A 12,407-nucleotide genomic window follows, 5' to 3' on the forward strand; every position below is an offset into this window, starting at 1 on the left:
AGATTTGTATCGAACTGCTATTTTTGCAATCGATTGCATAAATTTTAAAAACTGAATCATGGCCAAAATGAACATTAAATCGAAATCGGAATGCACTTATGATTGCATTTCTCTTGGTGAAGTTATGCTACGACTTGATCCGGGTGAAGGCCGCATACGCACCACCCGTCAGTTCAGGGCATGGGAAGGAGGAGGAGAATACAACGTTTCCCGTGGTCTCAGAAGATGTTTCGGAAAGAAAACAGCTATTATAACAGCGCTGGCTGACAATGAAGTTGGCGCATTAATTGAAGACTTTATGCTTCAGGGCGGACTGGACACCCAATTTGTGAAGTGGGTGGACTATGATGGTTGTGGACGTACAGTTCGTAACGGATTAAATTTCACCGAAAGAGGTTTTGGTATTCGCGGCGCAAAAGGTGTTTCCGACCGCGGAAATACGGCAGCGTCGCAATTAAAACCGGGTGATATCGACTGGGAATATATTTTCGGAACACTGGGAGTTCGCTGGATGCACACCGGTGGTATTTTCGCGGCACTCTCTGAAACAGCAGCAGAAACGGTTATCGAGGCGGTTAAAATTGCCAAAAAGTACGGCACAATTGTTTCATACGACTTAAACTACCGTCCATCGCTTTGGAAAGCCATTGGGGGGGAAGCAAAAGCGCAGGAAGTAAACCGCGAGATTGCCAAATACGTGGATGTGATGATCGGTAACGAAGAAGATTTCACAGCTTGTTTAGGACTGGAAGTTAAAGGTAACGATGAGAACCTGAAAGAACTGGATTTGTCAGGTTATAAAAGCATGATCGAGAGTGCGACTAAAGAATTTCCGAACTTTCAGGCGATTGCAACCACATTGCGTACCGTTAAAACAGCAACAGTAAATTCGTGGGGTGCAATCTGTTATTACGAAGGTAAAATTCATGAAGCGCAACATCGCGAAGATCTGGAGATCATGGACCGCGTTGGTGGTGGCGACAGTTTTGCATCAGGTTTAATTTACGGTTTCCTTGAGTTTAACGATGGAGCCTTAGCCGTGGAATATGGCGCTGCGCACGGCGCATTGGCAATGACTACTCCGGGCGATACAACCATGGCTACTTTATCGGAAGTGGAAAAAATAATCGGTGGCGGAAGCGCACGGGTTGACCGGTAGAGAATGCAAAAGTAAAATGTAGAAAGGCAAAAAATTGAACTCAGGGAATTATCCCGGGGATCAAAAATGAAAGAAGAAGAACGTTCCATAATCCCGTAAGGATTAGATTTTGGTAGCCCTTCCGATAGGGACGGGGATAAATGAGGCGAATAAAAAGCGGCGCATCCGGAAAAGCAATTTGAAAATGTATCGTTGCATGCGCCGAAAAGATGAAAAGTTGCTTTGACAACGAGCTTCAATCCCGTAGGGATTAGATTTTGGTAGCCTGTCCGATAGGGCGGGGATAAAAGAGGCGAATAAAAGGGGCGCATCCGTAAAAGCAGTTTGAAAATGTATCGTTGCATGCGCCGAAATGATGGATCGTTGATCAAAGAAAAACGTTCTAAAGATAGTTTGGGGAGAAAGAAAAGCACCCCCTGAATTTTTGCAGGCAAAAATTCTTGTCCCCCTTTCAGCGGGGACAAAGGCTACTTGGTAGCGGAGTGGTTGAAAAGAAAAGTAAAACTGAATCAAGAATAAAAAGATGGCAAGATTTTCAAGAATAGATGTGGCGTTAACAATGAAAGAAACCGGAATGGTTCCGGTGTTCTACCATGCAGACGCAGAAGTGTGTAAAAATGTGGTAAAAGCTTGTTACGATGGTGGCGTTCGTTTATTCGAATTCACTAACCGTGGCGATTTTGCCATCGAAGTTTTTACCGAAGTAACCAAGTGGGCCGCGAAGGAATGCCCGGAAATGATAATGGGCGTTGGCTCCATAATCGATGAAGCTACAGCAGCTTTGTACATTGCAAATGGTGCAAACTTTATTGTTTCCCCGCTTATTGACGAAGGAACCGCAAAAGTGTGTAACAAGCGTAAAATTGCCTGGAGTCCGGGTTGTGGCTCGGTAACCGAAATTGGCCGTGCTCATGAACTTGGGGCCGAAGTAGTTAAAATCTTCCCCGGTTCGCAGGTCGGTGGTCCAGGCTTTGTTAAGGCAGTAAAAGGACCAATGCCATGGGCCAGCATTATGCCAACTGGTGGCGTTTCGCCCGATGAGGCTAACCTTAAACTATGGTTCGATGCCGGAGTAACCTGCGTTGGAATGGGATCGCAATTATTCCCGAAAGATGTGCTGACCGAAAAAAATTATGGTTACATTACCGAAAAATGTGCCTACGCACTCAACGTTATTAAAAGCTTCAGAAAGTGAAGCAACTATGCTGAAGACGATCAAACAAAATACTATGATTAAGAACAAAACAAAGCTGCTTTTAGCCCTGTTGTTGCTGGTGCCATTTCTGGGATGTCGGCAAACAGATCATCATAAAGTGCTGAAACTGGCGCATGGCCTCGATCCTTCGCACCCTGTACATAAAGGAATGGTTTTTATGGCCGAGCGTTTGGCCGAAAAATCAAAAGGGCAACTTACTATTGATATTTATCCCAGCGGACAGTTGGGGTCGGAACAGCAATGTGTAGAGCTTTTACAGATTGGAAGTCTGGCAATTACCAAGGTGTCGGCTGCGGTTATGGAAAGTTTTACGCCCAAATACAAAGCTTTGGGATTGCCTTATGTTTTTCGTTCGAAGGAACATTCGTTTAATGTATTTGACGGCGAAATTGGAAAGGAATTGTTACTGGGAACCGAGGAGTTCTGGATTCGAGGCTTATGTTTTTACGATGCAGGATTTCGAAGCTTTTATACCATTGATAAACCAATTATCACGCCCGACGACCTTAACGGCTTAAAATTGCGGGTTATGAAAAGCCAGTCGGCCATGGAAATGGTTCGGGCTTTGGGTGGTTCACCAACGCCAATTTCGTGGGGCGAATTATACACAGCCTTGCAAAGTGGTGTGGTTGATGGTGCAGAGAATAATCCACCAAGTTTATACACATCGCATCATTACGAGGTGTGTAAAGAATACTCGTTGGATGAGCATACCTGTGTTCCCGATGTTTTGATCATCAGTACAACTGTATGGAACAGCTTAAGTGAACAGGAACAGAAATGGTTGCAGGAAGCTGCTGACGAATCGGTGCCGGTTCAACGGAAATACTGGGATGAATCAGTTGAGGAATCCTTACGCGAAGTCCAAAAAGCAGGTGTTACCATTCACTATCCCGATAAAAAATTATTTGCAGATAAAGTACAGCCTCTGTTAGATAAATACCGACAGGATAAAGTGTTGGGCGATTTGCTTCGCAGAATTGAAGCCGTAAAATAACAACGAATCAAACTTATTAAAATGACGCTAAGACAACGAATTGATAAAGTTATTGAAATTGTGCTGGTGGCCATCATGAGTATTTTGGTTATCGATGTGCTCTGGCAGGTTTTCAGCCGCTACGTACTTTCCGCACCTAGTTCGTTTACCGATGAACTTGCGGGTTTTCTGTTAATATGGGTAGGCTTACTTGGTGCTGCCTATGTTGCCGGAAAAAACGAACACCTGGCCATCGATCTGATGCTTCAAAAAATGAAAGGAGCAAAGCGCCGGCGGCTTCAAATTATTATAAATACCATTGTAGGCGTATTTGCCCTGTTCGTAATGGTAATTGGAGGTACCTGGCTTGTTTATACCCGTTTTTATCTCGGTGTAAAGTCGGCAGCACTGGCACTTCCCTTGGGCTATGTTTACCTTATTCTGCCTGTCAGTGGTTTACTTGTGATGTACTATGTAATCGATAATTCACTTAACCAAAAAGCTTAAGCACAATGGAATTTCTTGGAGTAATAGTTCTGGTCGTTAGTTTTATATTCTTATTGGTGATTGGTGTTCCAATTGCTTTTAGTATCGGTATTTCAGGCATTCTTACCATGTTGGTTACCATTATGCCTGTTCCGGCAGCTACCACCTTTGCGCAGCGCATGGCAACAGGTCTCGATAGTTTTGCTCTGCTGGCCATCCCTTTCTTTATACTGGCAGGCAATATAATGAACAAGGGCGGAATAGCCATTCGACTGATCGATTTTGCGCGGGTGATTGTTGGCCGCTGGCCTGCCGGGCTGGCTTTTGTAAATGTTTTTGCCAATATGTTATTCGGAGCTATTTCCGGATCGGCAGCAGCTTCGGCCTCTGCCATCGGAAGTATTATGATGCCTGAACTCAATAAAGAAGGTTACGATAAGAACTTTAGTGCAGCGGTTAATATCACTTCTGCAACTACCGGTCTGTCCATTCCGCCAAGTAATATCCTAATTGTATATTCACTTGCAAGTGGAGGTGTTTCCATAACAGCATTGTTCCTTGCAGGTTATGCCCCTGGTATACTTACCGGTTTGGGAATTATGGCCATGGCCCTTGCCATGTTTTCATATAAAAACTTTGGGGTGAAAGTGATGGTACGCAATGTCGCTAAGTTTTTCGCTGTTTTGGCAGCGCTTGCATTAATTATTGTTGGTATGATCCAAGTGAAAACCGTTGTGTCGCCCTTAACCGCCAATTTAATTTATGGTGGCTTAGCCGCCGTTTTTCTGGGCATTTTTAGCTTTTACGCCAGCAAGCATAAGAACGGTGCAAAACGTGCCCTGAAAACCTTTTTACGGGCCTTGCCCAGTTTGTTGTTGCTGGTAATTGTTATTGGTGGTATTGTTGCCGGCTTTTTTACTGCAACCGAAGCTTCGGCTGTAGCTGTGCTTTATGCGCTGATACTGGCCTTTGTTTATCGCGAACTGAGCTGGAAAGACCTCCCGGATGTTATTCTGCGGTCGGTAAAAACAACGGCTTTTGTATTGCTTTTGGTAGCCACCTGTATTGGACTGTCGTGGATTATGGCCTACGAAAACATACCTCAAAATGTAAGCGAAGCACTCCTCACGTTGAGCGATAACAAATTCGTAATCCTCTTGATCATTAACCTGATCCTGCTGTTTGTCGGAGTGTTTATGGACATGACCCCGGCTGTATTAATCTTTACGCCAATATTCCTGCCTATCGTGACAAACCTCGGACTGGATCCCGTTCATTTCGGAATCATTATGGTATTGAACTTGAGCGTTGGTCTCGGTACTCCTCCGGTAGGATCGTTGCTCTTTATTGGCTGTAGTGTGAGCGAAGTGAAGATCGAAACAGTAATAAAACCATTATTGCCGATGTTCGTGGTAATGATCGTTACCTTGCTGTTGGTTACTTATATACCCGAAATTTCGATGTGGCTCCCGGATAGCCTGGGATTCTGATACAATAAAAAATAGTTTAAAGTGGGTAAGTGAAGAACCGGTCTGTTTACGACAGATCGGTTCTTTTCTTTTTCAACGATGAAAATCTGTGCCTCAACGAAAAAATTCTTTTTGGCCGGTAGTTTACTGTACATTTGGTTTGAACAAAAAATCGAACACAATGAAATCGCGAAAATTAATATTTACAGGTTTGCTGATCGTTTTTTTATCTGGTTGCGTGGTTTATTCGTTTTACCCGCTTTATACCGAAAGCGATCTGTTCCCAAATGATCTGTTAAGCGGACAATGGCTGGAATCGGATGATGAAGATGCTGCACCGGAAGATGTAGATGGAATTTGGACCTTCGAACACCCGTACATCGATAAAAAGAAAAGCGACGAAAGAGACAGTCTTTCGTATATTTTGACTTTAAAACAAAAAGAGGACGGCGAATATTTTGAATCGGTTTTCGATGTACACCTGATCGAACTTGGAGGAGACTATTTCCTCGACTTTTACCTGCGTGATTTTTTGGAAGGCGAAGAGCTTACCCTCGACAATTTTCATGTAATTCCGGTGCATACTTTTGCCAAACTTGAGATTAAAGATAATGGGTTGTTTATTAACTGGTTCGACCCAAATTGGCTGGAAGAACTGGTGCGGCAGAATAAAATTCGTATTCATCACGAAGACAATGGAGACTTTATACTGTTGACTGCAAAACCAAAGGAACTTCAGAAGTTTGTTACAAAATATGTAAATTCGGAAGATGCTTTTAAGGATGGACTGCAGGTTGAGCTGGTCAGAAATAAGCACTAATGACAATCTCATTTAAAAATTCGATACAGATCATAATCAGGAACAGGGTGTTGCAGCACATCCTGTTTTGGAGTTTGTCGTTTCTGATACTCACCAATATTCTTAAGGTATCAGTCGACATTAAACCGATCGATGTTATTTATTCAGCCATCTTTTTAGTGCCGATAATTGCAGTGGTGTATTTCAATCTGCGAATTCTAATGCCTCTGTTTTTCGAGCGACAAAAGTATGCCATGTATTCGCTGATGATTTTGGCATTAATTGCAGCTGGTTCCGGCTTTTACCTGATTTTATTCGACAAATGGATCGATTACATTTTTGAAGGCTATTATTTTATTGCCTTTTACAGCTTTTGGGATATCTCGCTGTATTTCGCTATTTACCTCGTACTAACCAGTTTGTTGCACCTGGCTCGCGGTTGGTTTCTTTTACAGGAAATGGAAACAGAAAAACAAAAGGCTGAATTAAAGGCGCTTCAAACCCAGATTAATCCGCATTTTCTGTTTAACTCGCTTAACAGTATTTACAGTCTGGCCAGGAAAAGTTCGAAACAGGTTCCGGATAAAATTGTGCAGTTGAGCGATTTGTTGCGTCATATTATTTACGATACCGACCGAGATTTTATTCCGCTTGAAAAGGAGATCAGGATGATCAGCAATTATATTGAGCTGCAGAACCTGAGAACGCCTGAAAATAACCAAATTCAATTTAGTGTTGAAGGAGACGTAAAAGGCAAGTCGATTGCCCCAATGGTGATGTTGCCCTTTGTTGAGAACAGTTTTAAACACGGTTTGAAAGGCGGCGCCGACAATGCTTTTGTAAATATCCGAATTAAGGTGTTTGCCAAAAGTCTGAACCTGGAAATCGAGAACAGCAAGGGAAAAGCTGTGGAGCCCGGATCGTTGCACCGTGGAATTGGCGTTGAAAATGTGAAAAAACGTCTCGATCTGATCTACCCCGGAAGACATAAATTGAAAATAAAGGACGAGGACAATGCCTTTAAAGTACATTTACGCATAGAATTGACTGAAAATGAAACTGAATTGCCTGGTAGTTGATGATGAGCCGCTTTCGCAGGAAGTGATGGTGGATTTCGTAAAACTTTGTCCTGAGTTACACTTGGTGGCAGTAGCCGGAGATGCGCTCGAAGCCGGCGAAGTACTAAAGCGCGAGCAGATCAACCTGTTATTACTCGACATCAATATGCCTAAACTAAGCGGAATTGGTTTCATTAAAAGTTTGAAAGACGTCCCGCTCTTTATTTTGGTAACGGCCTACCCTGAATATGCCATCGAAGGTTTTGAAGTGGATGCCGTGGATTACTTGTTAAAACCGGTTTCGTTCGACAGGTTCCGTACGGCCGTAAACCGGGCGCTCGAACGCTTTGAAACCAGGGAGGACAAACAGGCCGGGCACATCATGTTGCGGGCCAACAAGAAAAGTTACAGAGTCGAATTCAACGAGATCCTTTATCTGGAAGCCCAGGGCGATTATGTGCGTTTCATTACTGAAAAGCAGTCATTAACCGTTCACGGAAAACTAAAGGATTTTTTTGAGCAGCTTCCCGACAGTCTTTTTGAACGTATTCATAAATCGTATGTAATTGCCTTGACTAAAGTTGATTACCTTGAAGGTAACCGCGTAAAAGTAGGCGAGCATAAATTACCCGTAAGCATAAATTTCAGAGAAAACCTGAATAGGAAACTTCACCCGTAAAATATCGTATCATCAGCATTGACCAAACTGATAATTGATGGTGCAGCTAACCTTGCTGATAGTTAATATTTGTCTATATTTGGCGCTTGTTTTCACAGCTTCAGTCGCTACGCAATAATGGGAATTTTACGATCAACATACCTTTTGCTTTTTGTCTTTTTCATCAAGGTAACAGTTTTTGCCCAGGTGAGTTTAGCTGAAGTCGATACGACAAAGATTGAGTATCCGGCAGTTATCAAATACTTGCACCGACAAATGGATAATGGGATTAATACTTTCGATGAAATTCAACCATCACTCATACCCGGAGAAAGTATTAATAATTACAATGTTGTTGTTCGCGAGTTTCTTATTAAAGACAGCATCGACAAAGTTTGGGATATTTATGAGAATTCGGGCCTGCAACGAACCTGGAGCACCCGAAAAATTCATTACGGTTTTTCCTATTCGCGGCCGGATTCCAGTATTTTTTATGCCGGAGACGAACTGAATAAATTGGTTCCGGGAATGATCGTGTACTTAAATCTCGATCTTTTGTACGGCGTAAAAAACCTCGCGATGGCTTTCGAGGTTACCCGCGTTGATGAAGAGAACAAGGTCATCGAATTCAGCTATTTAAAAGGAAATGAAACTGAAGGCAAGCAACAACTGATCTTTCAGTCTACCTCAAAAGGAAATACCCTGATTACCCACCTGAGTTACTACAAGAGCCGTGTTAAACCCCGCGACAAACTCTATCCGCATGTTCATGCAACCATCATCAACCGTTTTCACCGTAACATGAAACGCATTTACAAAGAGAAATCGGAGAACTAAGTCCCAGAAGGTCAGGTTGGCACAGCATTCATATCTCTAGATTCACATTTTTTCTGAACTTTTAATCCTGCAAATGGTTTTAAAAGCGGTATTGCAAAAAGGAGCGAACAGAAAGCTATTTTTGAAAATTAAATCTGTGGTGTTCACCATGCAGCTTTTTGAAAATTAAGACTAAAGGCACAGCATTTTGCTTTATTTTGTAAAACAACTCGTATTTAATGGCAGTAAATAAAAACGCAAATAAAAGAAACCCAGGAAACAGCAGAATGGGCATGTTTAGCCTTTTGAAGCCCTACAGAAAAATGATTGTGTTGCTGATTGTTTTTGCACTGGCCGGAAATGCTGCCAATCTGGTTATTCCACGAATTATCGCTCATGGAATCGATTCGTACACCGACGGCAATTACGTTTTCAAAACTATTTTAATTGAATTTCTTGTTGCTGCCGGCGTCATCTTTTTGTTTACCGTGTTGCAAACCGTGGTGCAAACGTATGCCTCCGAAAAAGTTGGATACGATCTGCGAAAAAAGCTGTCAGATAAAATCTCGCGTCAAAGCTTTTCATTCATCGAAGAAGCCAATCCGTCGAAGTTGCTTACCAACCTCACCTCCGACATGGACTCTGTAAAAATGTTTGTCTCTCAGGGTGTTTCTTCCATTGTTTCATCCATTTTTATGATCATCGGTACTTCTGTTTTCCTGCTGATAATTAATTGGAAACTGGCGATACCGGTTTTGTTTCTGATCCCGTCGGTGGGCATTAGTTTTTTTATAATTCTGAAAAAAGTGCGGGTGTTATTTACCCGAAGCCGCGAAGTGATCGACTGGCTGAATAAAGTAATAAACGAGAGTATTTTAGGTGCTGCCATAATTCGGGTGATCAATTCTCAGCAGCTCGAATACCGGAAGTTTTTAAATGCCAGCGCCGAATCGCGCGACATTGGTATTTCCATTGTTACGCTGTTTGCAACACTTATTCCGCTGATCACTTTTTTTGCGAACATGGCTACCTTAACCATCTTAATTTTAGGGGGTCATTTTGTAATCTCCGGAAACCTGACATTAGGTGATTTTGCCGCTTTTAACAGTTATGTTACCATCCTTATATTCCCAATCATTGTCATTGGTTTTATCAGTAACCTGATTGCTCAGGCTTCAGCTTCTTACGCACGAATTGAAACCGTGTTGAATAAACCGGAAACAGCCGATACCGGCACTGTTGAAACGCAGCTAAAAGGCCGAATCGAATTGAAAGATGTAAGTGTGATCTACGGGGATAAACCGGCATTAAAATCGGTATCATTTCAGATTGAACCTGGAACACGAACGGCAGTTATCGGGCCAACAGCTGCCGGAAAAACACAATTATTGTATCTACTGACCGGACTGGTAAAACCAACATCGGGAGAAGTTCTTTTTGATGGGATTGCGCTTGATGAATATAAGAAAGAGACGTTTCACAACCAGATCGGAATTGTTTTTCAGGATAGTGTAATGTTCAATTTGTCGGTTCGCGAAAACATTGCTTTTAGCGATGAAGTGAATGATGAAGACCTGCAAAAAGCTATTGAAACTGCCGAGTTAAAAGAATTTATCGATGTCTTGCCCAGGCATTTGGATACGGTGGTTTCCGAGCGTGGAACGAGTCTTTCCGGAGGACAAAAACAACGAATTATGCTGGCAAGGGCGTTGGCGCTTAATCCGGGCATCTTGTTGCTCGATGATTTTACGGCGCGTGTCGATCAGCAAACCGAAAGAAAGATACTCAGCAATGTGCACAAAAATTATCCGGGTTTAACGCTGATCTCGGTAACACAAAAAATCAGTCCGGTAAAGGATTTCGATCAGATCATTCTGCTGATGGAAGGAGAATTGGTTGCCTCGGGAAAACACGAGCAGTTGAGAAGTACATCGCCTGAATACGTTCAGATTTACGAATCGCAAAAAAGCACCAGTCATTATGAGGTATAATCTTAACGAAAAAGAGGTAGAGCCGAAAAAGAAAAAACTGGGCTTTAAATCGGTTAAAAGCCTGATTGCGCACATGGTAGAGGAGAAGAATATTCTGCTTGTTGCTTTTGCGGCCATGGTGGTTACTGCCGTACTTAATCTTGTGGGACCGATCATTATTGGTAACACAGTCGACAATTATATTCAAACCAGCCAGTTCAGGGGTGTATTGATTAATGGAGGAATTTTGCTGGCGACATACGTTATTGCCTTGTTTGCCGGTTATTTGCAAACCCGTTTAATGGGCTCGGTAGGGCAACGCATGTTGTATAACCTGAGAAATTCGGTTTTCAGCAAACTTCAGGAATTACCTTTCGACTTTTTTAACCAGAACAAAACCGGCGACCTGATTTCTCGAATTAACAATGATACCGATAAGATCAACCAGTTTTTTTCGCAGTCGCTCATGCAATTTCTGCGCATTATTCTGGTGATGATCGGTTCCGGAATATTTTTGCTGGCCATTTATTTCGAACTGGGTTTGGCGGCTTTGGCGCCGGCTCTGTTGATCTGGATCTTTACAAAAATCATTTCGCCCTGGGTAAAAAAGACAAACGCTGACAGTCTGAAATGTGTTGGCAGCCTCAGTTCGGAAGTGCAGGAAAGCCTGAATAATTTTAAGGTGGTCGTTGCTTTTAACCGCCGCGATTATTTCAGAAAACGTTTTGACGAAGTTAATCACCAGAATTACAAAGCAGCAGTAAAAGCAGGGATCGCCAATAACATGTTTCTTCCGGTTTATACTTTGTTCTCGAACGCTGGATTGTTGATTGTTTTGGCGCTGGGAATCTATTTTATTTCCATCGGTCAATTCACGGTTGGTTTGCTGATCAGCTTTATTGCTTACGTGAACAGTTTTTACAATCCACTTCGGCAACTGGCTTCGCTGTGGGCCAATTTTCAGGTGGCACTGGCAGCCTGGGACCGTATCCGCAAAATCCTGGAACTCGAGAACAATATGCCGCAACTTGCTGCAAACGGAGTTGATGAAACGGCAACTTTGGTGTCCTTTCGCGATGTGTCATTTGCATATCCCGGCGGAAACGAGGTGCTGCACGATATCACTTTCAATCTGAGAAGAGGAAAGACCTATGCTTTTGTTGGGCCAACCGGTGGTGGTAAAACAACTACGGCTTCGTTGATCGCTCGTTTGTACGATGCCACTAAAGGCAGCGTTTTGCTCGATGGCCACGATATCCGCTCTTTTTCGGCAGAAGAACGCAGCAAACGAATTGGTTTTATTCTGCAGGATCCCTTCCTTTTTAGCGGAACCGTTCGCGAAAATATTTTGTATGGAAATGAAGAGTATGCCAACATCAGTAACGAAAATTTGAAAAAGATTTTCCACGATACCGGTCTGGAGACACTTTTGCAACGCTTTGAAAATGGCCTTGAAACCCGTGTGGATGTTTCGGGTGATGGAATCAGTCTGGGGCAGAAACAGCTAATCGCTTTTATGCGCGCTGTGCTGCGAAAACCCGACTTGCTGATCCTGGATGAAGCTACCGCAAACATCGACACCGTAACGGAAAAAATGCTGGATGAGATCATTCAGAAATTGCCTGAGTCGACTACAAAAGTAATTATCGCTCACCGCTTAAATACCATTGCCAATGCCGATGTGATCTACTTTGTAAATACCGGGCAGGTTACACGCGCAGGTTCGCTAAAAGAAGCTGTTGATATGCTTATGAAAGGGAAGATGGCGAGTTAATCAGTTCTGATTAGCACCGTCCTTTA

11 protein-coding genes are annotated in these 12,407 nt (G+C 42.9%); all 11 read left to right on the top strand.

Features of this window, described 5'->3' with window-relative positions; genetic code table 11:
- Positions 1-58: 58 nt before the first annotated feature.
- Positions 59-1,159 carry a sugar kinase gene (locus HFD85_RS15875; RefSeq protein ID WP_167612037.1) on the top strand — a complete coding sequence of 367 codons (1,101 nt, stop codon included), beginning with the start codon at positions 59-61 and terminating at the stop codon, positions 1,157-1,159.
- A gap of 523 nt (positions 1,160-1,682) precedes the next feature.
- On the top strand, positions 1,683-2,354 hold the full coding sequence (locus HFD85_RS15880) for a bifunctional 4-hydroxy-2-oxoglutarate aldolase/2-dehydro-3-deoxy-phosphogluconate aldolase (RefSeq protein WP_167612040.1): 672 nt from the start codon (positions 1,683-1,685) through the stop codon (positions 2,352-2,354).
- A 34-nt stretch (positions 2,355-2,388) separates the two neighbouring features.
- On the top strand, positions 2,389-3,372 hold the full coding sequence (locus tag HFD85_RS15885; protein ID WP_167612043.1) for a TRAP transporter substrate-binding protein: 984 nt from the start codon (positions 2,389-2,391) through the stop codon (positions 3,370-3,372).
- Between the two features lie 21 nt (positions 3,373-3,393).
- Entirely contained in the window at positions 3,394-3,858 is a 465-nt protein-coding gene (locus tag HFD85_RS15890; protein ID WP_167612045.1) for a TRAP transporter small permease, read from the top strand.
- A gap of 5 nt (positions 3,859-3,863) precedes the next feature.
- Complete coding sequence (locus tag HFD85_RS15895) at positions 3,864-5,327, top strand: TRAP transporter large permease (RefSeq protein ID WP_167612048.1); 1,464 nt, start codon at positions 3,864-3,866, stop codon at positions 5,325-5,327.
- 160 nt (positions 5,328-5,487) lie between these two features.
- Positions 5,488-6,126 carry a hypothetical protein gene (locus HFD85_RS15900; RefSeq protein WP_167612051.1) on the top strand — a complete coding sequence of 213 codons (639 nt, stop codon included), beginning with the start codon at positions 5,488-5,490 and terminating at the stop codon, positions 6,124-6,126.
- Positions 6,126-7,184, top strand: coding sequence for a sensor histidine kinase (locus HFD85_RS15905; protein ID WP_167612054.1), 1,059 nt, complete (start codon positions 6,126-6,128; stop codon positions 7,182-7,184). Before HFD85_RS15900 ends, HFD85_RS15905 begins: the two co-directional genes overlap by 1 nt.
- Positions 7,159-7,842, top strand: coding sequence for a LytR/AlgR family response regulator transcription factor (locus HFD85_RS15910; protein ID WP_167612057.1), 684 nt, complete (start codon positions 7,159-7,161; stop codon positions 7,840-7,842). The genes HFD85_RS15905 and HFD85_RS15910 overlap by 26 nt, the downstream gene beginning before the upstream one ends.
- 255 nt (positions 7,843-8,097) lie before the next feature.
- Positions 8,098-8,658 (top strand): hypothetical protein, encoded by a 561-nt coding sequence (locus HFD85_RS15915; protein ID WP_167612060.1) that lies wholly within the window; start codon positions 8,098-8,100, stop codon positions 8,656-8,658.
- Between the two features lie 218 nt (positions 8,659-8,876).
- Positions 8,877-10,628: an ABC transporter ATP-binding protein gene (locus HFD85_RS15920; protein ID WP_206081996.1), complete on the top strand. Its 1,752-nt coding sequence runs from the start codon at positions 8,877-8,879 to the stop codon at positions 10,626-10,628.
- Positions 10,618-12,381 (top strand): ABC transporter ATP-binding protein, encoded by a 1,764-nt coding sequence (locus tag HFD85_RS15925; protein ID WP_167612063.1) that lies wholly within the window; start codon positions 10,618-10,620, stop codon positions 12,379-12,381. The genes HFD85_RS15920 and HFD85_RS15925 overlap by 11 nt, the downstream gene beginning before the upstream one ends.
- Positions 12,382-12,407: the final 26 nt, after the last annotated feature.

Origin of the sequence: Maribellus sediminis, from assembly GCF_011799805.1 — a bacterium.
Classification (GTDB): Bacteria; Bacteroidota; Bacteroidia; order Bacteroidales; family Prolixibacteraceae; genus Draconibacterium; species Draconibacterium sediminis_A.

What these genes read in the sequence shown, in the direction of transcription:
- HFD85_RS15890 (WP_167612045.1), top strand. Translation starts at nt 3,394, where the DNA reads ATGACGCTAAGACAACGAATTGATAAAGTTATTGAAATTGTGCTGGTG.
- HFD85_RS15910 (WP_167612057.1), top strand. Translation starts at nt 7,159, where the DNA reads ATGAAACTGAATTGCCTGGTAGTTGATGATGAGCCGCTTTCGCAGGAA.
- HFD85_RS15880 (WP_167612040.1), top strand. Translation starts at nt 1,683, where the DNA reads ATGGCAAGATTTTCAAGAATAGATGTGGCGTTAACAATGAAAGAAACC.
- HFD85_RS15895 (WP_167612048.1), top strand. Translation starts at nt 3,864, where the DNA reads ATGGAATTTCTTGGAGTAATAGTTCTGGTCGTTAGTTTTATATTCTTA.
- HFD85_RS15875 (WP_167612037.1), top strand. Translation starts at nt 59, where the DNA reads ATGGCCAAAATGAACATTAAATCGAAATCGGAATGCACTTATGATTGC.
- HFD85_RS15915 (WP_167612060.1), top strand. Translation starts at nt 8,098, where the DNA reads ATGGATAATGGGATTAATACTTTCGATGAAATTCAACCATCACTCATA.
- HFD85_RS15920 (WP_206081996.1), top strand. Translation starts at nt 8,877, where the DNA reads ATGGCAGTAAATAAAAACGCAAATAAAAGAAACCCAGGAAACAGCAGA.
- HFD85_RS15925 (WP_167612063.1), top strand. Translation starts at nt 10,618, where the DNA reads ATGAGGTATAATCTTAACGAAAAAGAGGTAGAGCCGAAAAAGAAAAAA.
- HFD85_RS15905 (WP_167612054.1), top strand. Translation starts at nt 6,126, where the DNA reads ATGACAATCTCATTTAAAAATTCGATACAGATCATAATCAGGAACAGG.
- HFD85_RS15900 (WP_167612051.1), top strand. Translation starts at nt 5,488, where the DNA reads ATGAAATCGCGAAAATTAATATTTACAGGTTTGCTGATCGTTTTTTTA.
- HFD85_RS15885 (WP_167612043.1), top strand. Translation starts at nt 2,389, where the DNA reads ATGATTAAGAACAAAACAAAGCTGCTTTTAGCCCTGTTGTTGCTGGTG.